This window comes from Pseudoalteromonas sp. L21, from assembly GCF_021728035.1.
Lineage (GTDB): Bacteria > Pseudomonadota > Gammaproteobacteria > Enterobacterales > Alteromonadaceae > Pseudoalteromonas > Pseudoalteromonas arabiensis.
The window spans coordinates 724,754-746,849 of sequence record NZ_JAKKCV010000002.1 but is presented as its reverse complement, the minus strand read 5'-3'; the positions used below and the strand labels follow the sequence as shown (position 1 = coordinate 746,849).

The 22,096-nt window shown below is 40.0% G+C and carries 18 protein-coding genes; 10 read left to right on the top strand and 8 right to left on the bottom strand.

Annotated features, from left to right (window positions below):
• Positions 1 to 56 precede the first annotated feature (56 nt).
• Positions 57 to 2,597 carry a TonB-dependent receptor gene (locus L3V41_RS08495; protein WP_237127550.1) on the bottom strand — a complete coding sequence of 847 codons (2,541 nt, stop codon included), beginning with the start codon at positions 2,595 to 2,597 and terminating at the stop codon, positions 57 to 59.
• 293 nt (positions 2,598 to 2,890) lie between these two features.
• Positions 2,891 to 3,841, bottom strand: a complete 951-nt coding sequence (locus L3V41_RS08490; protein ID WP_062567752.1) for an ATP-binding protein — start codon at positions 3,839 to 3,841, stop codon at positions 2,891 to 2,893.
• 99 nt (positions 3,842 to 3,940) lie between these two features.
• Between L3V41_RS08490 and L3V41_RS08485 the strand changes: the two genes are divergently transcribed.
• Together L3V41_RS08485 and hemH are read left to right on the top strand one after the other, a co-directional pair.
• Positions 3,941 to 5,245: an HD domain-containing phosphohydrolase gene (locus L3V41_RS08485; RefSeq protein WP_062567753.1), complete on the top strand. Its 1,305-nt coding sequence runs from the start codon at positions 3,941 to 3,943 to the stop codon at positions 5,243 to 5,245.
• 79 nt (positions 5,246 to 5,324) lie between these two features.
• Positions 5,325 to 6,347: a ferrochelatase gene (hemH, locus tag L3V41_RS08480; RefSeq protein ID WP_237127549.1), complete on the top strand. Its 1,023-nt coding sequence runs from the start codon at positions 5,325 to 5,327 to the stop codon at positions 6,345 to 6,347.
• Between the two features lie 38 nt (positions 6,348 to 6,385).
• On the opposite strand, the gene L3V41_RS08475 is transcribed toward hemH, so the two are convergent.
• Both L3V41_RS08475 and L3V41_RS08470 read right to left on the bottom strand, forming a co-directional pair.
• Entirely contained in the window at positions 6,386 to 6,697 is a 312-nt protein-coding gene (locus L3V41_RS08475) for a cupin (protein ID WP_062567755.1), read from the bottom strand.
• Between the two features lie 17 nt (positions 6,698 to 6,714).
• The gene (locus L3V41_RS08470; RefSeq protein ID WP_237127548.1) at positions 6,715 to 7,863 is read right to left on the bottom strand and encodes a benzoate/H(+) symporter BenE family transporter; all 1,149 of its coding nucleotides are present in this window, start codon (positions 7,861 to 7,863) and stop codon (positions 6,715 to 6,717) included.
• A 219-nt stretch (positions 7,864 to 8,082) separates the two neighbouring features.
• Here L3V41_RS08470 and L3V41_RS08465 point away from each other — a divergent pair, with 219 nt between their 5' ends.
• From L3V41_RS08465 to L3V41_RS08450, 4 genes are read left to right on the top strand one after another with little or no spacing between them, the layout of a single operon-like run.
• On the top strand, positions 8,083 to 9,387 hold the full coding sequence (locus tag L3V41_RS08465) for a DUF5666 domain-containing protein (RefSeq protein ID WP_237127547.1): 1,305 nt from the start codon (positions 8,083 to 8,085) through the stop codon (positions 9,385 to 9,387).
• Between the two features lie 57 nt (positions 9,388 to 9,444).
• Entirely contained in the window at positions 9,445 to 9,978 is a 534-nt protein-coding gene (locus L3V41_RS08460; RefSeq protein ID WP_157066162.1) for a hypothetical protein, read from the top strand.
• Positions 9,978 to 10,661 (top strand): response regulator transcription factor, encoded by a 684-nt coding sequence (locus L3V41_RS08455; protein ID WP_062567759.1) that lies wholly within the window; start codon positions 9,978 to 9,980, stop codon positions 10,659 to 10,661. Before L3V41_RS08460 ends, L3V41_RS08455 begins: the two co-directional genes overlap by 1 nt.
• Positions 10,661 to 11,983, top strand: a complete 1,323-nt coding sequence (locus L3V41_RS08450) for an ATP-binding protein (protein ID WP_237127546.1) — start codon at positions 10,661 to 10,663, stop codon at positions 11,981 to 11,983. Before L3V41_RS08455 ends, L3V41_RS08450 begins: the two co-directional genes overlap by 1 nt.
• Here L3V41_RS08450 and L3V41_RS08445 read toward each other — a convergent pair.
• Complete coding sequence (locus tag L3V41_RS08445) at positions 11,980 to 12,936, bottom strand: RimK family alpha-L-glutamate ligase (RefSeq protein ID WP_062567761.1); 957 nt, start codon at positions 12,934 to 12,936, stop codon at positions 11,980 to 11,982. The two genes, L3V41_RS08450 and L3V41_RS08445, sit on opposite strands and share 4 nt — an antisense overlap.
• Before the next feature lie 196 nt (positions 12,937 to 13,132).
• On the opposite strand from L3V41_RS08445, the gene L3V41_RS08440 reads away from it, so the two are divergent.
• Positions 13,133 to 13,669: a hypothetical protein gene (locus tag L3V41_RS08440; RefSeq protein WP_237127545.1), complete on the top strand. Its 537-nt coding sequence runs from the start codon at positions 13,133 to 13,135 to the stop codon at positions 13,667 to 13,669.
• An 18-nt stretch (positions 13,670 to 13,687) separates the two neighbouring features.
• Here the strand turns inward: L3V41_RS08440 and L3V41_RS08435 are convergent, their stop codons facing one another.
• A complete protein-coding gene (locus L3V41_RS08435) occupies positions 13,688 to 14,878 on the bottom strand; it encodes an ectonucleotide pyrophosphatase/phosphodiesterase (protein ID WP_237127544.1) in 1,191 nt (396 codons plus the stop codon).
• 266 nt (positions 14,879 to 15,144) lie between these two features.
• Between L3V41_RS08435 and dgt the strand changes: the two genes are divergently transcribed.
• The gene (dgt, locus tag L3V41_RS08430; protein ID WP_237127543.1) at positions 15,145 to 16,602 is read left to right on the top strand and encodes a dGTPase; all 1,458 of its coding nucleotides are present in this window, start codon (positions 15,145 to 15,147) and stop codon (positions 16,600 to 16,602) included.
• Positions 16,603 to 16,697: 95 nt separating this feature from the next.
• Positions 16,698 to 18,941, top strand: coding sequence for a hypothetical protein (locus tag L3V41_RS08425; protein WP_237127542.1), 2,244 nt, complete (start codon positions 16,698 to 16,700; stop codon positions 18,939 to 18,941).
• Between the two features lie 53 nt (positions 18,942 to 18,994).
• Here L3V41_RS08425 and L3V41_RS08420 read toward each other — a convergent pair whose 3' ends face one another.
• Positions 18,995 to 19,690, bottom strand: a complete 696-nt coding sequence (locus L3V41_RS08420; RefSeq protein ID WP_237115484.1) for a hypothetical protein — start codon at positions 19,688 to 19,690, stop codon at positions 18,995 to 18,997.
• A 1,185-nt stretch (positions 19,691 to 20,875) separates the two neighbouring features.
• On the opposite strand from L3V41_RS08420, the gene L3V41_RS08415 reads away from it, so the two are divergent.
• Positions 20,876 to 21,229, top strand: a complete 354-nt coding sequence (locus tag L3V41_RS08415) for a hypothetical protein (RefSeq protein WP_237127541.1) — start codon at positions 20,876 to 20,878, stop codon at positions 21,227 to 21,229.
• Between the two features lie 554 nt (positions 21,230 to 21,783).
• Here the strand turns inward: L3V41_RS08415 and L3V41_RS08410 are convergent.
• On the bottom strand, positions 21,784 to 22,065 hold the full coding sequence (locus L3V41_RS08410; protein WP_062567770.1) for an antibiotic biosynthesis monooxygenase: 282 nt from the start codon (positions 22,063 to 22,065) through the stop codon (positions 21,784 to 21,786).
• Positions 22,066 to 22,096 lie beyond the last annotated feature (31 nt).

The following is a 22,096-nucleotide window of genomic DNA, read 5'->3' as shown; positions in this document are numbered from 1 at the left end:
ATGAAAATAGCGCCAAGTGGCGCTATTTTAAGTTTTAAAATTGCAGCTTGATTGCGTTAAAAGCTAAAGCTCAGTTTTGCGTAATAAGTCATGCCATCAAAACCATAAGGTAAAGCACGAACAGGATACTTAAAAGCTTTATTAGTAATAAAATCAAGCACCTCGTCTTCACCTAACTCATCAGGTGTTACATCAAAAATATTATCAATACCTGCCGATAGCATCAGTTCATCGGTCAATTGATAGCCAACATTAACATCAACTAATACAGCTGATTCAACAGTGCTGGTATCTTTGAACTCGCCTGTTGGCGATAGCTCATCAGGTAGACCGATGTGATCATTACCAAAGTATTTAACATCCGTTTCGCCGTAATAGTTGAAACGCACCATGCTATTGAAATCACCGCGATCATACTCAAAAGTCAGTGTTGCGCGCTCACCCGGTTGTCCATCGGTTAAAAAGCTACGTTGTAAGTCATCAAGAGCAACTGAATCAGGGATCCCTTCTGGCGCATTAACATCATCAATTTCTGTGTCATTTAAATTACCTGCAAAAGTCGCAGAGAAGTTACCTTCGTACAAATCAGTGCGGTAAGAGGCAATGATATCCACCCCTTTAGTTGTTGAATCAACAGAGTTTGAGAAGTAGTTAGCTTGCTGGGCACCTGTGGCATTTAACGCCGCAACGGCCTCTGGACTAAACGCCACATCATTTGCCGACATCAAGCTGCCTAGTGTAATACGGTCTTTAATTTCAACATGATAAAAATCAACGGTTAACGATAATTCACTACTTACGTTATATACAAAGCCCGCACTTAAGTTTTCAGAGCTTTCAAGACCTAAATTATCCACGCCAAGTGCTGAAGGGAAATCAGACCCCGCCGTTGCAGTGAACGATTGTAACAACACACCACCTGCACCTAGGTTAGTGGTATAGGCGGTGTATGCACTTTGTTGTAATGATGGTGCTCTAAACCCTGATGAAATCGCACCACGAACTGCAAAATCGTCTGTTATTTCATATCGTGTTGCCAGCTTACCAATGATGTCATCACCAGCATCAGAGAAGTCTTCATAACGAAGTGCGGTACTAACTTGCCACGCATCGGTAATTAAGGTTTCAGCATTTACATAAAAAGCGTAGCTGTGGCGGCTTTCTTTGTTTGACGCTTCTGGACGTAATCCGTTATAAGCTTGAAAACCACACTCAGCAAATACCCCCTCATCATTGACCGCAGGGTATGAGGTATCGGTATTCGCTAAGCCACATGCGTATGAGGCCTCTTCACCTGGCACTATTTGATAATTCTCTTTTCGGTATTCAGCACCTACCGATACATAAACAGGTTCGCTACGACCAACATCTAAAATACCATTTAGATCGGCATTAACGGTGGTTTGATCAAACCTAAAACCACCAGAATAACCGCCCGTTGGGCCCGCATTTGCGGCAATATCTGCATCACTCGCATCAGGGTTATTCGCTACAAACTCAGCAGCATAAGAAGCATTTATGGTATTTTTTGACGTAAAATCATAGCTATTTTCACCATACACAGCAGATAGGTCATAGCTCCAATCTGTATTCAGGTCACCACGAAGTCCTAAGGCTACCGAGATATCTTCAGCTTCATTATCAATACGTGGTAAAAAGCCATCACTGTATACTTGCACTACATTTTTGGCTGCTTCATTGTAATTACGGTAAAAACCATTGCCTAATGCAGTTCTATTTGAATAACCGCCGAATGAATACAGCTCAATATCCCCTAGTGGCAAAGCCATATTATAGAATAACGATGTAAATTCGCTGTCAGCATTACCTTGTCCCCAACGAACATCATCTGATAGCGCCCCTGCTGGCTCGCCTAAAGCTCCGCCGGTATCTCGTTGTGCTCGGTTAGTACCGTCAGCGTCCCGATATTCGGCTGAAAAATTAATAAAACCACCTTCGTCGCCTAAATCAAAACCACGATTTAAACCAATCGATATTGTATCGCCGTCGCCTTCGCCTGTACTCCCTGCTTGCACATACCCTGTAGTTATCCCCGTCGAATCATTTAGCGATAAGTTGATAACCCCCGCGATAGCATCTGATCCATACTGCGCAGCAGCACCATCTCGAAGTACTTCAACCCCTTTTAGGGCAGTCAGCGGAATCGCATTCATATCAGTACCAGCAGCACCCGCACCGACTGTTCCATTTAAACCAAAAATAGACTGATTATGACGGCGTTTGCCGTTTATAAGCACAAGCGTTTGATCTGGTTGCAAACCACGCAACGTAGCCGGTCTAAATAAGTCTGATCCGTCAGACACCTGAGTACGAGAAAAGTTAAAGGATGGTGCGGTTGCTTGTAAGCTTTGGCCAAGCTCAGTGAAGCCCCCTTTGTTTAATGTATCAGCATCAATTAAATCAATCGGAGATGAAGACTCTGTAGCAGTCCGATTAGCCACTCGCGAACCAAGCACTGATATTTGCTCTATATTTTTATCGGCTTTTGTACCTTGTGCTTCTTGAGCCTGCGTAGAAGTCGCCGTCAGCGCTAAACTCACCGCTACGGCAAGTAAGTTAAAAGAATGTGTTGTCATATGTGTCCTGTTGATAGTTTTAGGCTAACTTTCGTTAAAGTGAGACGCCCCTTAGAAAAACGAAAGTAACCACTAAGCACGTATAGTCGATTTTAAAATCACTGTGTTGAAAGCTAACTCATGCCTGCGAGTTAACTTTTAAGAAACATCCTATCAACAAACCAAGCAAATGGAAGAAAAAAAAGTTACGACTTAGGTATAAATTTTTCAAATAACGGAACTTACAAATTAGCACTGGTTAAATTTCACTAAAAACCAACACAAAAAAGGATACTAATGCAAAATATAAATGATTAACCTTCTAAACCAATTTGATTAAACACCGGAAATATACAGCTAATTCGTGACCCCATTCCCTCAGCGCTTTGAATATCGATCTCTCCTTGATGCTCATGGACAATAGCATACACCATTGTCATTCCCATTCCTGTGCCCTCGCCTACTGGTTTAGTGGTAAAAAAAGGATCATAAATTTTAGCGATAGTTTGCTCACTCATACCACACCCATTATCTTCAACATCAATATGGATGCGTCCTTCAAGTTCATAAACAGATACTATGATGTTAGCATTGTCATTGTTTTTACAAGCTTGGCTTGCATTAATCACTATATTTACAATTACTTGGCTAATTGCAGATAAATTACACCAACTTACAGAGATAGGGCTAAAATGAGTGTGTAATTGACAATGCTTTAATTGGTTAGCAAGTAATTTTAGTGCACTTTTAACAGCATCTGTCATATCTGAAAATTGCTTTTCATGGCTTTTAGGACGAGAAAAATCCAATAAATTAGCTACAATTTTACTGATTCGCTGAAGGCCTTGCGCGGTGTCACTTATCAGCTCAGGTAAATCATCAGAAACAGAACGAAACGAATGTGATTTGTTTAGTTGGCTAAGACGTTGGCAAAATGCTTCCTTATCTGTTGTGCTACATACAAACTCATCACACAGTTCAAGCAATTCGCTGAAATAAGCACAATGGCTTTTCAGACTATCAATATTACTCATACTGTAGGCCAATGGGTTATTAATTTCGTGCGCCACGCCCGCACACAAAGTTCCCAAAGTAGCCATCTTTTCGGCTTGTATGAATAAAGCCTGATGACATTTTAAATCCATGATTTTTTGTTCTAGTTCACTGTTTAGCGCGACCAGGATTCGACTTTTATCAGCTAATAGCTGCTCGGCCTCTTCTCTGGCTGCTTTTTCAAGTAAGTAGGCTTGTTTAAAATCATCCATTTTTAGCCTCAAAATATAAAATCATCTCTACTAAAACCTAGCACAAGCCCCAATTTGAAGCTATGTTATTGATTAAAGATAATTCATAGTGCGTCCTCTATGGCAGAACCAGCAATAAAAGAACATATTCAAGTTTTATGCATTGATGATGATGAAATTGTATTGCGCACTTTGCAAAGGCTACTTGTGTCTTATCATTTAAGTGTTAAAACAGCGCTTGCTCCCAACGAAGGACTAAAACTGCTCGATACTCACACATTTGATGTCATTATTTGCGACATGCGTATGCCACATATGGACGGTGCTGACTTTTTCGCACAAACACTTGATATTGCTCCAGATGTACACCGTGTTTTGCTCACCGGCTACGCTGACATAGACAGCACCATCTCTGCTGTTAATAAAGGAAAAATTCACGCCTATATACAAAAACCATGGCAAAACGAGTTACTGATACGAACAGTGAATGATGGTATCGAAAAAACGGCGCTAAAACGCAAAAATAAACAGCTCGAAAAACAAATAAAAGCGCAAAATAATCAACTAAAAGAGCTCAATAACAACCTTGAGCAAATGGTCGAAAAGCGCACACAGCAGATCCGTAAAGTGCTTAAGCAATTAGAAGAAGCAAACGAGCGAGAAAAGCATGAACATCGCACAACATTTGAAATTTTATATAACTTTATTAATGCCAATCCTTATTTAGATGGCATACAAGCGCAAAATATAGCCAGCACCAGCAAACAAATTGCAGAAAGTATAGGGCTGGATCAAAAGCATATTAATATGGCCGAAATGGCAGGTTACTTAGCACAAATAGGCTTACTCGCTATGGAACCAGCACTATATAAAACGCCGACTCGTGAATTACCCGAAAATCAAAAAAAAATATTCTACACACATCCAAGTACAGCCCAATTAATGCTCATGCCAGCAACACATTTGCATGATGTTTCTGAAGCCATTTACCATCAGTTTGAGCATTACAACGGAACAGGCATCCCCAAAGGCTTAAAAGGTAAAGATATTCCAATTACAGCAATGATCTTAGCCGTCGCCCGTGATTTTTGGCAAGCCGTAGATAATGTAACCGTACAAGGAAACAAATTTGAAAGCGCATTAGATCAATTACAGTTATACAGTGGTACGTATTATCATCCCAAATTACTTGAAGCCTTAGCGAGTTTAAAAATTACGTGCGCAAGTAATCAGCAAGTGGGTAGTATGAAAATATTGTCTGCTGATGAGCTAAAGAATGGCATGGTACTCGGTCATGCACTAAGAAATTACGATGGCATTATGTTATTGCCAAAAGGTCATATCTTTGGTGCGAAATCGATTGCCAAGCTTCAGCAACTTGAAGCGAAAAAACCAAACCCTTTCAGGATCATGATCAAAAATTAACGAACAAAAGTGATCACATAACCCCATTACTTCGTTACAATATGATTTATATTACGTTTACTTTCAAAAGGAGCGCTCAGTGTCGCGATTTTCCGCTATTACAGACAAGCCGCATGACGGCAGATTCAATAAAAAAACGGGCATTTTATTGACCAATTTAGGGAGTCCTGATGCCCCAACAACAGCGGCACTGAGAACGTACTTACGCGAATTTTTATCTGATCCACGTATTGTCGAGATCCCACGTTTTATTTGGATGATCATTCTGTATTGCTTTGTACTGACACTTCGTCCAAAACGCTCTGCAGCACTTTATAAAAGTATTTGGACTGAAAACGGCTCACCATTAACACATACAACCCGCGAGCAAAGCAAAAAGCTGGCGGCTCTTTTAAAAGAAAAAGGTCATCAAGATACTGAGGTTGTTATGGCTATGCGCTATGGTAACCCATCAATTGAAGCAGGCCTTGAAGAGCTTCGCGAAAAAGGCATTACTCGGGTGATTGTGCTACCACTTTATCCGCAGTATTCAAGCACCACAATCGGTTCGACTTTTGATGCTGTATCGAACGTATTACGTAAATGGCGCTGGGTCCCAGAGCTACATTTTATTAATGGTTACCATGACAACCCAACCTATATTGACGCCCTAGCAGCGAGTATTAGCGAGGATTTAAACGTTCATGGTACACCACAAAAACTAGTCTTTTCGTACCACGGGACGCCCAAATTGTTTTTAGAAAATGGCGATCCTTATTACTGTTTTTGTATGCAAACCACACGCCTAGTTGCCGAAAAGTTAGGCTTAGAAAAAGATTTTGCAGTGACCACCTTCCAAAGTCGCTTTGGTAAAGCTGAATGGTTAAAACCATACACAGATGCCACACTTGAAAGCTACCCTAAAGAAGGCATCAAAGATGTTGCAATTTTAAGCCCCGCCTTTAGTGCCGACTGCTTAGAAACATTAGAAGAATTAGAGGGCGAAAACCGCGAAAACTTCGAACACGCTGGCGGTGAAAAATACCGCTATATTCCAGCACTGAATACGCGTGATGACCACATCAATGCTATGTACGAAGTCATTAAGCCTTCGCTAAAATAATGTTAAGTAGGCCCTAGTAACGAGGGCCTACTTAACTATCACACACTCCCTTGCGTTTCTATCACCAAGATACGCGCCTCACCTATTGGGTGTGCCACATGCTCAGTACCAACACTGGCATAAAAAATATCCCCAACACTTAGTAGCTCTGTGCATACTTCACCCTGTTGCTTGTAGAGCATCTCAACCCGACCACTTAATACCACAAACACTTCTTCGCCATCATTGATATGCCACTTGTATGGCTCATCCGTCCAATGCAGACGTGTTGTAATGCCATTCATATTGGCAATATCTAGTGCGCCCCATGCACGGTTGGCAGTAAATTCTTGGCTTCGTATTACTTTCATCGGTTTATTTCCATCGCTTAATCTTTACGTGTCATCACTAAGGTTATGACTCCTGCGACAATCCCCCAAAACGCCGAGCCAACGGTAAACAATGTCAGGTTTGAAGCCGTCACTAAAAATGTCACTATGGCTGCCTCGATATAATAAGCCTCCGTTAACGCTTGCTGTAAACTACTGGCAATTGTGGCAAACAAGGCTATGCCCGCTAAGGCTAAAATCAGTGCTTGTGGTAAGCTCGCTACTAAACCAACTAATGTTGCCGCTAGTAACGCCATGATGATATAAAACACACCACCAGCAATACTTGCCCAATAACGTTTATCAGGGTTCTTATCAGCTTCGGGGCTCATACAAATTGCAGCGGTGATTGCCGCTAAGTTTATCGAGTAACCACCAAACGGGGCAATCAATACATTTAAAAGCCCCGTAACATTCAAAGCCGCCGAAACTGGCGCCTTATATTGATGAGCCTTTAAAACAGCGATGCCCGGTAAGTTTTGCGATGTCATCGTCACAATAAACAGCGGTAAGCCTACGCTGATCATGGCATTTAAATCAAACTCAGGAGCAATAAACGCAAACTCACTTAATTTCCATTGCCAACTGCTTGTATCGATTTGCCCAGTAAAGCCTGCCATTAAAAAGCCAACCACAACAACAGCTAACATCGCAAAACGCGGAAAATAACGTTTACCAAATAAGTAAACAGCGACCATGACACCAATGACTAATGGCAGCTCATTCATAAAATTGAATACATCTATACCAAAATTCACTAAAACACCCGCCAGCATCGCACACGCTAACTGACTCGGAATTTTGTTCATCACTCTTTCAAAAATACCAGTGATCCCGCATAAAAACACCAATACTGCCGAGAACATAAACGCTCCAACAGCTTGATTTAAGGTATAACCTTGTGCGCTTGAAATAAGTAATGCTGCCCCCGTTGTCGACCACGCAATTAAAATAGGAACCTTATAGTAATATGACAACGCAATAGAGCTTGCTCCCATCGCAAGGCCTAGCATAAGTACCCAACTGGCCACCAAATCAGGCGTACCACCTAGCACCATGACTAATTGATAAATCAAGGCAATTGAGCTGGTAAAACCAATAATTACCGCTACTAGGCCCGCAGTTGCTCGACTGATCAGTTGACTCATAAAGGGTAAACTCCTTGCAAAATATGCAGATAAAAACCTACCTTATCGCAAGGCGTACACAATGACACTGTACACTTTTGTAGTATTTTAAGATTTATTTACTATACAGAACCAACGTTAGTTCTCGCTGCAAACATTAACAAAATTTAATTTGCTCTCCACCTTGTAGCAATCCTTGCTTAGTTAAACTACAAACACTGACTAATTTAAGGACTAATCATGACTAAACTAAGCAATCAAAATCACTTATCTATTATCACATTAGCGACAATCAGCGCACTCCTTACTGGCTGTGGCAGTAGTGGTAACAATGAGCAACCAGCACAAAATACGCTTACCCTTCCTAGTTTATTAGTCGGTGAGGTTAGTGCGCTATCTGATACCAGTATTACCGTTAATCAGCATCAAATTGCAGCAAATAATGCTGATATTGAAATTGATGACAACCGCGCATCAATAAAAGATCTAAAAATTGGTATGATGGTAGAAGTTGAAACAAATGGAAAAGAAGCAACAGAGATTGACTACGATCCAAGCTTCAAAGGACCTATCAGTATTAACGAACAAGGCGCAACCATTGCGGGGATCAAACTAAATAACCTAAAGACAGAAAACCTGTCAGATGGCAGCCTTGTTGAGCTAAGTGGTTACAACAATAACCACAGTGAATTTACAGTTACCTACCAACAACCATTAACTAATAATGCAGAATTGGAGCTCGAAGGCTTCATTACTGAGTTAAATACCGCAGCATCTACATTTAAATTAGGTAATTTAACCATTCAATACCAACATGCAGATATAGACGGCACATTACAAAATAACCAATATGTTGAGCTAGAAGGTTACCTAGATGGAAAATTAATCATTGCACACGAGGTTGACGCTGAGCACAATTTTGAAGGCAATGACAATACTGACACAGAATTACACGGCACAATTACGTTTATTAATAATGACATCACCCTCGTTACGCTGAATAATCAGTGGCAAGTTAGTATCACAGAACAAACCACGTTCGAAGACATTACCCGCACAACATTAGCGATTGGAGATACAATTGAAGTAGATGCCGTATGGCAACAAGCTAATAACTGGTTCGTAGCTCACGAAATCGATCTTGAGAAAAGCCATACTGCGCCAAGTTCAACCCCTAGCTTTAGTGTTTCTGGTCTTGCCAACTACAGTGATGGAAACGTCACTATCAACGGGCTCAACTTACAAGTAACAAACAGAACGGTGTTTGAAGATGAGTTAACAGCAGATACACTTTCAGGTGAATGGTTAGAGCTTGAAGGGATTATTGACGGTCAAAACTATATTGTCAGTGAAGTCGAGCGTGACAACAGCAATGAGTTACTGGAGCTGAAAGGCATAGTGACTGCCAATGCATCACAACAAGCGAGCTTATTTGGCTATATTAGCGAAGATAACAGCTTAGCGAGCTTTACAGAGCAATATGTTGACCTAGAATGCCAGTGGGTACAAGATAATATTGTACGTGCATGCCAACTTGATGATTAACAGTAAAATTTAATAATGGCAGCGCTAAATGTGCTGCCTAACCAATATCGAAACACTATGAAAAAACTACTTCTAACTTGCTTATGTTTAATTTCAGGCCTTGCTTTTGCTGCCAGCTCAGCCATTTTCAATATGCTGGATTCAAGCTCTGCACCTGCACCAATCGATGTGCTATTTGGTATCGAACAACGCTACGCTAAAAATGCGGTTATTGTTGAATTTGAGTTTGAAATAGAAAAGGGTCAACGTGTTTATGAGGTCACGCTCTACCAAACAAAAAAACAACGTTTTATCGAGTTACTTCTTGACCAATCAGGACACATCATTGAACAAGAATACGAACAGCCAGAATTAGATGAACAAGAAGAAATTGCGGCTGCAAACCTGATGACTAAAAAAGGGTATACATTGCATGGTCTGGTCAAACAGTTGGATGACGAACCGACCCATTACCTAATTGAAGCTCAATTAGAGCAAGACATGGGTATTTCCTATATGGTCGCCACGTTTGTAACAGATAAAGGGCGACACAAAAAAGCCATTGATCTTGAAACGGGTAAGAACTTGCCATTACTTCGCTGGGGCAATTAATGAAACTGTTATTGGTTGAGGACGACCAACAAAATCGTGAGTTTTTATACAAAGCCTTTGTCGAGCAAGGCTACACACTCGATTGTGCAGAAGACGGCCAACAAGGGCTTATGCTGGCAACTTGTGAGCACTACGACGCTATTGTACTTGATCGCATGCTTCCTAAGCTTGATGGTTTGCAAGTATTACTAGCACTTAGAGCTACAGGAAAAACGACCCCTGTATTGATTTTATCGGCGCTCGATAAAGTTGATGACAGGGTAACAGGTTTAAAAGCAGGCGGAGATGACTACTTAACCAAGCCTTTCTCATTTTCAGAACTGGCTATTCGAGTAGAAAACTTAATAAAACGACATACCTTCCACGCACCGTTAACTACAAAAATTAATCTTGCTAACCTAACGCTTGATTATAGTGATCAACGGGTTGACGTAAATGGCAAAACACTCAACTTACAACCCAAAGAATTTAAACTACTTAGATATTTACTTGATCATCAAAATAAACTCGTCACCCGTACTCTATTATTTGAGTCGGTTTGGGAGTATCACTTTGATCCAGGTACTAACGTGATTGATGTTCATATTGCAAGGCTTCGTAAAAAACTTGCTGAGGCATCTGCACAATTAGAAATAGAAACAGTACGTGGTGTAGGCTACAGGTTAAAGGCGAATGTGAGTTGATGAATGAACATGGCCTGCGTTTGTTCGACCCAAGAAAAAGCTCCGTCTGGCGTTTAACGCTCGCGTTTGCAGCAATCACAGCGGTTACTTTACTGCTCGCGATTATACTTATCTATCAGTTATTACTGGGTGAACAAAGCCGCCAAGTTGAAAGGCGTCTTGATGCTGAAAAAACACGTATCGAAGCACTTGCTTCAGAGTTTGACAAAGGAAGCTTTTTTCAACAACTTGATGTATTTAGAAACGAAGGTGAAATTTTAATTTTTTGGCAAAGCGAGTATGAACAAAGCCAGCAGCTCAGTTTTTTGCCTGATAACATTCCCGCACTACCGCAAACCATTGTTTTTCCTGTTCTTGATACCGGGCGCGGACAAATCCGTCTACTAACAACTGGCAAAGTTAAAACACATCATGGTGATATTGTACTTGCCACCGCCACAGAGCATTTACAACGCTTAATTGTCGACTTTAAATCTATCGCTAGCTGGACTTTCATTATAGCCATCGTGCTGACAGGTCTATTTGGATATTTATTTTCTCGCCGGCATTTACGCCGTGTTAATTATTTTAATGAAACTGCCGAACAAGTACAAAATGGCGACTTGAGTGCGCGCCTGTCTCATAAAAATAAAGGCGATGAATTCGACCGCTTAGCAGCACATATAAATACCATGCTTGATGCTGTAGAAGAAAATTTCGCACTCGTGCAGGGTATAACCGACAACATTGCCCATGACTTAAAAACCCCACTCACACGATTAAAGCTTAACATAGAAAAGCGCTTAGAAGATCAACCCCAAATGGGTTATGAGCTTGAGCAACTCAATAATATCATTAATACATTTGATGCCATGCTTAAACTCACGCGTCTTGAGCATGGGCAGTTTCCATTGAAACTTGAAACAATCGACAGTAGCCAGCTTACTCACGATGTATGTGAGATATTACAACCCAGCGCAGAACAAAATGACCAAATAATTTGTGTAAATATCACTTCTCCTTGGCAATTAAACGGCGATAAAAACCTCATCTTCCAAGCAATATTTAACCTCGTTGAAAATGCTATAAAATACGCAGGTAAAGGCGCGACCATCACATTAGCACTTGATGAGAAAAGTCTTTCAGTCACCGATAATGGTAAAGGCGTTAACGAGCAAGATTTAAAGCAACTAACTAAGCGCTTTTATCGCAGTGATCCAGCTCGTCAACATGAAGGGTTTGGTTTAGGCCTTGCAACAGTCAAAGCAATTTGCAACCGCCATAAGCTAAATTTATCGCTTAGCTCAGACAATGGCTTTTGTGTAAAAATAACCAATGATTAAGCGGCATCCTCTGCTGCTTTCTCTACATTCTCAAGCTGTTCAGGCTTATCAAAAATACCTAAACGGATACGAATAAAGTGCAAAATCTCTTTTGCAACATCAATTCCCAACGCCCCTTCTAAACCTTCAAAGCCTGGGCTTGAGTTTGCTTCGCATATTTTGAAATGTTGCTCATCAAATAATAAATCAATGCCCGCCACATCAAGGTTAAGTACATTCGCAGTTTGTGTTGCAAGCCATTCGATTTCTGGCGTTATCGGAAATGACTTACCAGTACCACCGGCACTGACATTGGCTTTAAAGTTTTTGCCCTGCGAGTTACGCTCCATACAAGCAACAGCACGGCCACCGATAGTAAGTACTCGCAAATCACGACCGTGACTTGACTTAACAAACTGCTGCAAAATAATGTTTGCTTGTGGATTTGCAGCCTCAATTAACTGCATTAAATCATCAAACTCTTCTTTTGATTTTGATAAAAATACGCCACTGCCTTGCGAGCCTGATAACGTTTTAATCACCACAGGAAAACCGATTTGTTTTTCAACTAAATCAATATTAACTGGAAACTTAACGAGCATAGTGTTGGGGGTTGGTAAATTACACTCAGCTAAAATTTGCTGCGCAAATAACTTGTCTTTCACCGTTTCGATTGACTGCGAGCTATTCACGCAATACACGCCTAAACGCTCAAGATGGCGGATAATTGCCAATGCAAAATAGGTTGTGCTCGCGCCCATACGAGGAATCACAAAGTCAGGTAATTGTACAGAGTGACCATCAATCAAAATACTTTTACCATCTTCGCGAGTGATCGTTAAATCAAACTGATCAGGCGAATAAACTTGTAAATCAATGCCTTCCTCTTTCGCCGCTGCAAGTAAACGTTCAACTTCGTAAGTTTCTTGCTTTAACAAGCCTTGGCTATCTTTATAAATGATCCACCCGCGCATAAGTCGGTACCTCTAATATTGGAGTTTCGGTGACAAAAAAACGCGGATTATGCTCATCATCGGGGAGTGAGTAAAACAAGTTAATTTTATCGTCACGATGATAAAAATGACTACAAACTGAATAAACATTGACCACATTGTTAAATTGAGGTAAAAAGTCACAGTAAGTTAACAATAAACCCGATTAGAGAAACATGTGAACAGGACGCTTGCATTAATCTTCATTATCCCACTGAGCGTATTTGCCTTAAATGAATGGCATATTCAAAGTGGTGCCTTTAAGTTACAGCCCAATGCTGAGGAGCTTTTTGTTTCCAATGATACGCTGGCTAAACACACGATTCCGCAGCCCGTTGTTAACCTAACAGCACCACTTAATCAGCTTTCAAATCGTGCACACGATTACCTTTATAAACAAGGCCGTTTGCCTAAAAGGCTCAATAATACAACGTTTAGCAAGTTTGACCTTGGCACTCTAAAAACACTGCAATCCGGTGATAACTTCATTCTTATCGTTGACGAGCATCAAAGTTATACTGTCGAAATAACCAATATTATTGAAGCAAGTAATGGTAACCGCAGTGTGTTTGGCAAGGTGAATGATCACACTAACGCATTTCATCAAGCTGTAATGACTCTTACCGACAACACGCTGCAAGGGCAGTTTAACGCTGGCGATAAGAGTTATAAATTTGAAAGCTTTGGCGAGTTTGGCTGGGTTTCAAAAATTTAACCTAGCCATTTAAACTTTTTATTTAATGGCTGGCCACAAAGTTTCACCATCACTGTCGATTGGGCTTAAAATTTTCAGTCCTAATAGTTTCGCAATAAGCGGATACACATCTAAGTTATTCACTTCATCTAGCTGTACATGTCGTTTAAATGCAGGGCCCGTGGCAATAAACGTCGCGGCCATATCATCTGTGTATGCATAGCCATGCGTACCTAAATAAGAAGCCATTTTACTATCAGTAAATACGCGCGGTGCTGTGGTTTGTAAAACAATATCACCAACCCGAGGGCCTTTATCGTAATAATAATCGCGCTTTTGCTGGTCAGTTAAAACGATATAACGGCCATCTTCTGCTTTAGCAAGCTTTTTACTAAAACCCTTGATGTCTGCTTTGCTATTTGGTTTTGCATAGTACAAAACGCGAGGACCGGTGTTTTGCACCATAAAATTATCGTCTTTTGGCAGACTATCTATTTTGATGCTCATGCTTGGATCAACAGATGCCATACCATGATCAGACACAATCACTAAGTTAATATTTTCATCAAGCGCTTTTAAACGCGTGTGCAAGTCAGCCATTAAACTATCTAGCTGTTGAACCGCATCGTATGTCTGTTGTGCATCTGGGCCATACTCATGCCCCATGCTATCCACTAACGAAAAATAGCTTACCACCAAACGCGGGCGCTGCGCTTTTGGCAAGCTTAACCACTGAATAATCTGATCAACACGCTTTTGGTAATCACTGTGTTTAGAATAATGATAAAAGTAATCAGGTAACATGCCATTAAAGCGCGCATCAGACTCTGGCCAAAAATAAGTAGCTGCTTTTACACCTTGCATTTGTGCAAGATTCCAAAGCGGAATACCATTCAGCCAAGTGCTGTCATCTTTACCCTTACCCATTTTGTAGCACTCATTACGCTCAGTATCACAAAAACGGTTATCAACAATACCGTGGTTGACTGGCAATAAACCAGTAATGATAGACACGTGATTAGGAAAGGTTTTCGTCGGATACACAGGGCGCATTTTGGTGGCTCGTACGCCCTGTTCACTGATTATTTTTAGATTTTTAGCATCATGTTTTTCAATATAATCCCAACGGAATCCGTCAATCGAAATAAGTACAACACTCTGTTCTTCAGCAGCTTTAACCACTGCACTGGATGCCAGTAAAGCGAAAAAAATAAAAGGCCAAATACGCATTAAGAATCCTTGTAAATTAATTTTTTAAGTCATTAAGTTAGTGTATCTAACTCACTTTAAAATTTTGTGATCATAGCCACAGCGACTTTTTAGCGCGTAACTAAGTACAATCATTTAATAGCAAGTAGTTTGAGCAAAGTACGCAAACTAAAATTATAACTTAAAACTAATATTTTAATTTATGATACAAGCTGTTAGATTAAATTTAATCTTTAAAATCACCAAAAGTAATCACCACGACTGTAATTTACTTGGTAGGAATAGAAATGATCGATTTTCGAAAAAAAATAACACCCGCTCGTGAAATGCGCTCTACCAATAATTTACATACAGCGCTTGAAAGCGACCGTGGTCGCATTATTAATAGCGCAGCCATTCGCCGGTTACAGCAGAAAACTCAAGTGTTTCCGCTTGAGCGTAATGCTGCTGTGCGCTCGCGCTTAACTCACTCGCTCGAAGTACAGCAAGTTGGTCGCTTTATAGTACAAACAATTTTTAATAAATTAAGCGATGCTCAGCAAAAAGAGTATGGCCTTAAAGGGCTAGAAAGACCTTTAGAAAGCCTTATTGAAATGGCCTGTTTGATGCACGATATAGGCAACCCGCCTTTTGGTCACTTTGGTGAGGCTGCTATTAATCAGTGGTTTGCTAAGCATTTAGATGAACTTGTTCCTGAGCCATGTAAAGCGGTTGGCATAAGTGTTATTTTTAAACACCTTGCGCAAGATATAAAAAGCTTTGAAGGTAATGCACAAGGTATTCGTATAGTTCATTCTTTATTGTCACTAAATTTAACCTACAGCCAAACCGCTGGTATTTTAAAATACACCCGCCCTGCCAGTATGTCTAAAAAAGATAGTCCGACTAACAAAGATTATTTGATGAAAAAAGTCGGCTACTATTTTAGCGAAAAAACCTTCATAGACGCATTACAAACAGAGCTTGAAATAGAGCAATATTGCCGACACCCTGCAAGTTATATAATGGAAGCTGCTGACGATATTTCGTACTGCCTTGCCGACATAGAAGATGCAGTAGAAAAAGGCATCATTAGTGTCGATATACTTTGTGACAAGCTAAAAGAACAATATACCAAAACACTCACAAACCTGACATTAGACAATACGAAACACGGTGACTTTGCAGAAAAAGCAATTGATTACGCACTAAGTAAAGCCGCTGAGCAGCCATATAACTTTAACAGCGAATTCTTTATTTACCTGCGAGTAACCTTACTACATCCTTTAGTAAATTATGCTGCTGAGCGCTTTATCAAAAATATTGAAGCTATTTACCATGGCGATTTTAATCAAGCACTGCTTGAGGATCGCAGCCACTTACATGCAGTCACAAAAACGCTGAAACAGGTCGCGCTTAACCACGTATTCTGCCACAAAGAAGTTGAACGACTTGAACTTCAGGGTTACCGTATCATTAGCGGCTTACTTGATTGCTATAAACCTTTGCTAGCACTTGATCACGATAGCTTTAAGCGAGCATTAAAAGGCGATAACAACTTACTTATTGAAAGTAGACTTGTTAAAAAACTTTCTAACAAGCACTTAAACAGCTACCAAAAAGCCATAGATGCGCTTAAAGCTGAGCCTGGTCACTATGCAGCTTATGAGTTTTATTATCGTTGTCGCTTAGTTCAAGATTATATCAGCGGTATGACTGACCAATTTGCTTACGATGAATATCGCGCTTTAATGGTTCTCGAATAAACCTAATTTGTTAACCAAATGTGGATAAATTAGTCGACTAAGCTTAAAATAATTCAATATATAGTCACCAGCTAAACTTCACTGGTCAGGAATCTATGTCAATTATAAAAACGACCCTTTTTTTGTTATTTGCTGGTCTTAGCTTTACCAGTAGTGCCCAGTACAACGAAGCAATGTGTATTTTGTTAAAACAACAAATGCATGAATACCGCGATAATACCAGCAACCGAAACTATCGCTCAGCGGCCAGAAATTTTGAAAAAAACTGTAAAAACCCGACCCCAGTTAATAATACCGCCGCGCTACAAAAGCTCACTTCAGAAGCAACACCGACACCACCTAAAACAAGCATAACCGAGCACTCAGGTGCGATTAAAGGTGCTGCTGAAGATGTTCCTGCTCAAGCACCTGTTCAACAAGCGCCTGTAGAGCCAATACAACAAACACAGCAACCTGCAGAGCCAGAATTAATTGACTCTTCACTCAGTTCTGAGCTTAATAACAGTGAGCCGGTTCAACAAGATAACGATAGCCAGTCAATGCCTAAACTGCCACCAGCAACAGAGTCAGTGACTGAGGCGGCACCAATTACAAACACAGAGCCACAAGCTCCTGCTGCAAATAAAAACGACGCAAATCAAGCTATAGAGCCTGCTAAAAAACCGGCTCCGGTTATAGTACAAACACCAGAACCAAGCTCATCAAACTCATTATTGATGCCAAGCCTGCTTGTGTTATTGGTGCTTTTAGTTGGTGGCCTATTTATTTTGCGCCTTCGTAAGAGTAAACAATCTGACTCAAATGCTGAACTTGAAAACACCTTGCTTCAAGCTCAAGCTGCAAGTGCCAAAATAAAAGCGCAACAAGCATTAAATGAAGATGAAACAAGCTCAGCAGAATCACAACCACGCTACGAAGATGAGTTTGAGAGAGCATTTAATGACACATTTAACACGAAAACGACAACGTCCGATGATGAAGAATGGTCTGAATTTGCACGCTTAAATGCTGAACACGACGAACAAAGTGCCTTCATAAGCACCGAAGAGCAAGCAACTGACTTTGCCCATGCGCATGAATTCAACGAGCTTGAAATTAGCCACGAAGAAATACAGAACGATGAATCAATTCAAAGTGATGAACTTGAAAGCTCACGCAGCTCATTTGGATTTAACGAGTACAACACCTCTGAACCAGAAGAAGCAACGCCCATTTACCCCGAGTCAGATAATACCGAATTAGGTGATAAGTTAGGTAATAATGAGCAAGACAACGACATTAAACCAGAGCTCGATGATGAGCCTGAGTTTACCAGTACACGCAGCTCTTTTGGGTTTGATGAGTACAACACCTCAGAACCAGCAGAAACAACGCCGACATACGAAGAGTTAAATAATACCGAATTAGGTGATGAGTTAGGCAATGATGAGCAAGACAGCAACATTAAACCAGAGCTCGATGATGAGCCAGAGTTTACCAATACACGCAGCTCTTTTGGGTTTGATGAGTACAACACCTCTGAGCCAGCAGAAACAACGCCCATTTATGACGAGTCAAATAATACCGAGTTAGGTGATGAGTTAGGTAATAATGAGCAAGACAACGAGGTTAAGCCAGAGCTCGATGATGAGCAAGAGTTTACCAGTACACGCAGCTCTTTTGGGTTTGACGAGTACAACACCTCTGAGCCAGTAGAAACGGCGCCGACATACGACGAGTCAGATAATACCGAATTAGATGATGAGTTAGGTAATAATGAGTTAGACAACGACATTAAGCCAGAGCTCGATGATGAACCCGAGTTTACCAGTACACGTAGCTCTTTTGGGTTTGATGAATATAAAAGCGTTGATCAACCTCTAAAAGATGACGTACCTGAGTACGATTTGTCATCTTTAGTAGATGACGATCTGTCTTTTACAGGCGCAATAGATGAGCCTGAACACTTACCCGAACCTGCAACAATTACGCTTACTGACGATGACATAAGCGATGATGACTTAGCAAAAGCCCTGCAAACACTTGAACAGGAGCTGCAACAAAATACAACTGCGCTTGCTGATGAGCCAAAGACGGCACCCATTATGACTGACACTAACCTGCCAGATAATGATGACGATACACTATCTTTAGATGAGAGTGACATGCCTCAAGGGATCAGTGATGAACAAACAAAAGAAACGAGCTCAACAAACCCTTTTGCTAACTTGTCGCTAGACCCTACGTGGGCTCCCAACTCAACCGAAAAGCCGCAGATTGAAAGTAAAGAAAAACAGCCTAAATCACAAGCGCTTATTGACGCAGAAAACAGAGCGAAACAACTCAAAACAGATGATTAGCGTTGATATTAGTTAGAGTGCAATAAACTATTCATAGTTTATTGCACTCTAACTTAGTCTTTAATAGCAGGACGTGGGCGCATTAAAAAGTGAAAAATAAAGATAAGCGAAAAGAACACCGTTACGGCTAACGCACATAACACAATAATATTTGTTGGTAGAATTGTATCGTTAGTGTAGCTATAACGCTTTAACTCCCGTTCAGCCATTATTCTAGCTCGTTCAGACTTACTCGGTAATACAAACTCGTGAAAGGAATCTGTCGATTTAGCCTCAGCTCTTTCATACTGCGCACTTTTTTGCTGCCACAACATATCAAACTGCTGAAACTGAACCTGTTTATTCTCGATACACCAATCTAAATATTGAATATTTAAAGGCCTGTGTAAACAACGCGAAGGAATAACATAATAACGCTCCCACGCTGCTTGTTTACTAATATAACCTTGCTCAGATAAGGGTTTAGCTAATGGGTTTTCAAGATAAGCAATATCTTGGTTATAAAACGAATGAGTTCGCTTTAATATTTGTTCGTCGGTTAAGCAATTATCTGAAATGCGCGATGAAAGATTATGTAAGCGTTGTTTGTACGAATCAATTTTATCGAGTAGGTGGGTTTTTCGAATGGCTGATTGCAGCTCAGCTCGCTCTGCTTGCATGCTTTCGCATTGCTCAACACTGAGAGCTTGCTGCCCCCATGCAAAACAAGGAGCCATGAATAAAGCTGATAATAAAATCCTTTTGATCATAAATTTACGTCACTGTAAAAGTTAGAGGTACAGCCTAACATTTTTATATAATACTGCAACAAAACAGCGCTAAAATGACTAAAAAAGATGATAAGTAACTGCTTTTTTGTTAATACATTTTAACTGCTTATATACTAAATAACTCCCGTTAATATTTCCCCTCTTGAATTTAACTTTTAGCTTAGACATTGCGAGCAAACTTAATTTTATATAGAGCATGAGGAATGGAAATAGACCTGTTTATTTATCTGTTATAAAGTTAAGCTTCTAAACATGCTCTATAGGAAACCTTATACTCGAGAAAGTATATTAATGTCTATGGCTTATTTATCAGGCTACTTACTAATAACATTCATATGTGTTTGCTTTATTTCATCTCTTTTATTTTCAAAAGTGTCAATTAAGCATATAAAAAATGGAACTAGACGACTTGCACCTTCATAGTTGGGACCGAGGTATCGGCGCAAGCGATTCGTTTTATGTATTTGCAATACTTTTTAACAACTACAGAATTAAAAATAAACTATTTGATGCCCGCTTTATAGCTAACCATACACGACCTATTGATAGAGTGATTACAGCGGCTTACTTTCTCTCAGTTACAGGAACTACCATTAGTCTTTGTATTGCCTTATATTATCAAAGCAACTGATGACGTAGCCACTACAAAAAAGCTAAAACTTTATATAATAGATAACCCTTAACACAAGATTTTTTGCAATGACAGTACTTAACTTTATCCTGTATTGTGTAATTTTCTTCTTTGCTCTCATGATGATAATGACTGTGATATTCCCCAGAATATCAATACGACATATCGAGAGTAAAATGCAGGAAAATGGAGTTTCATCTCCTAGTTGGGATAGAGGAATTGGAGCCAGTGCTCCTTTTTACGCACTCGCTATCTTTGTAAAAAGAGCTCGTAAGTCTACGCCATTATTTGATGGCAGGTTTGTCGCCAAACACGCAAGGCCAATTGATAAGTTTCTCGCTTTTCTGCATCTTGTATCAACATCTGGCTTTATAATTAGCATATTTCTTATGGTAGTTTTAGAGTACTTTTTGTTGTAGCTGAGTTTTTTTACTTATTTCTAAAGTAAATATGTGTATTAATACTAATAGCTTCGTAAAAAAAGGTTATTGATAATATTTATGATCGTAAACTATTCATAGGGGTATTTATAGATGGATCTTACTCTAGCTCCTATTTTAACTTCCTTATTTTTAACTTTTCTTTTCAGCTTTTTTATTTCATCTCTTTTATTTTCAAGAGTGTCGATTAAGCACATAAATAAAAAAATGGAACTAGATGACCTGTACCCACCCAGCTGGGACCGAGGGATTGGAGCAAGCGCTTCGTTTTATGTATTTGCAATACTTTTTAACAAGTACAGAATTAAAAACAAACTATTTGATGCCCGTTTTATCGCTAAGCATGCGCGGACTATTGATAAAGTAATTGCAGCAATTTATTTTACTTCAGTGGCTGGCATGATAATTTGCCTCTGTATTATTACTTTATTTAAAAGCCTTACCTGAATTAACCTCTATGACAGGAGGCGCCATTATGGCGATCTCATTGGAAAAATTAGTTCTAGCGAACATGTTTGTATTCATGGCTTTAGCGTTTCTTTTTGTAATTTTATTTACACGCATCTCTATCAAGTACATAAATAAACAAATGCTAAACGACAGTGTTACTCCTCCGCTTTGAGACAAAGGCACTGGCGCTAGTACCCCCCTTTTATGCCATGGCAATATTTTTCAAACGCTCGCGATTACCCACACCTATTTTTGATGGCCGTTTTGTAGCTAAATATGCAAGGCCTATCGATAGAGTTATAGGAGCTGCGCACTTAATCTCGGTCTTTGGGGCGATTATTTGCCTATGTATCGTTTCTTATTATCAAAAAAGCTAGCTCCTTTGTCTAACTACAAAACTATCGATGATCTAAAAGTGCGACTGAGTAGGCGTGAAACTTGTTTCGCGCGCCATATAACCATGCAGTAAAGCGCCCCAAAACCAATTTATAAGTAATAAACAAGCTATAATGAGGCGCTTTAATAACCGAATATTTATATTTGGCTTTTAACTAATACACCTCTACTTTTGAAACCTCAACAGGCTGTGCCAGCGCATTTTCATAAAAAGCGAACACAGCTTTGGTGTATGGCTGCTCGTAATGAGCATCAAGTGCAGCTTGCGATACAAACTGCTCAACTAAAAACAGACAACGCTGCTCTTTACTCGCAAACAGCTCAAAACGATTACAACCCTGCTCTGCACGAGTGGCGTTTAATATGCCCTGTAAACGCCCTTTACAGTCTTCAAAAAATGCTGCTTTAGGGGTAATTTTTGCTACGATATTAATCATACTAACTCCTTAGCGTATAATTTTAAAACCA

Bases quoted from the DNA above. Each gene is read 5' to 3' on its own strand.
- L3V41_RS08490 (WP_062567752.1), bottom strand. From the start codon at position 3,841: ATGGATGATTTTAAACAAGCCTACTTACTTGAAAAAGCAGCCAGAGAA.
- L3V41_RS08460 (WP_157066162.1), top strand. From the start codon at position 9,445: ATGAAAAAACTACTTCTAACTTGCTTATGTTTAATTTCAGGCCTTGCT.
- L3V41_RS08415 (WP_237127541.1), top strand. From the start codon at position 20,876: ATGGATCTTACTCTAGCTCCTATTTTAACTTCCTTATTTTTAACTTTT.
- L3V41_RS08435 (WP_237127544.1), bottom strand. From the start codon at position 14,878: ATGCGTATTTGGCCTTTTATTTTTTTCGCTTTACTGGCATCCAGTGCA.
- L3V41_RS08420 (WP_237115484.1), bottom strand. From the start codon at position 19,690: ATGATCAAAAGGATTTTATTATCAGCTTTATTCATGGCTCCTTGTTTT.
- L3V41_RS08445 (WP_062567761.1), bottom strand. From the start codon at position 12,936: ATGCGCGGGTGGATCATTTATAAAGATAGCCAAGGCTTGTTAAAGCAA.
- dgt (WP_237127543.1), top strand. From the start codon at position 15,145: ATGATCGATTTTCGAAAAAAAATAACACCCGCTCGTGAAATGCGCTCT.
- L3V41_RS08425 (WP_237127542.1), top strand. From the start codon at position 16,698: ATGTCAATTATAAAAACGACCCTTTTTTTGTTATTTGCTGGTCTTAGC.
- L3V41_RS08475 (WP_062567755.1), bottom strand. From the start codon at position 6,697: ATGAAAGTAATACGAAGCCAAGAATTTACTGCCAACCGTGCATGGGGC.
- L3V41_RS08485 (WP_062567753.1), top strand. From the start codon at position 3,941: ATGGCAGAACCAGCAATAAAAGAACATATTCAAGTTTTATGCATTGAT.
- L3V41_RS08465 (WP_237127547.1), top strand. From the start codon at position 8,083: ATGACTAAACTAAGCAATCAAAATCACTTATCTATTATCACATTAGCG.
- L3V41_RS08455 (WP_062567759.1), top strand. From the start codon at position 9,978: ATGAAACTGTTATTGGTTGAGGACGACCAACAAAATCGTGAGTTTTTA.
- L3V41_RS08410 (WP_062567770.1), bottom strand. From the start codon at position 22,065: ATGATTAATATCGTAGCAAAAATTACCCCTAAAGCAGCATTTTTTGAA.
- L3V41_RS08450 (WP_237127546.1), top strand. From the start codon at position 10,661: ATGAATGAACATGGCCTGCGTTTGTTCGACCCAAGAAAAAGCTCCGTC.
- L3V41_RS08470 (WP_237127548.1), bottom strand. From the start codon at position 7,863: ATGAGTCAACTGATCAGTCGAGCAACTGCGGGCCTAGTAGCGGTAATT.
- L3V41_RS08495 (WP_237127550.1), bottom strand. From the start codon at position 2,597: ATGACAACACATTCTTTTAACTTACTTGCCGTAGCGGTGAGTTTAGCG.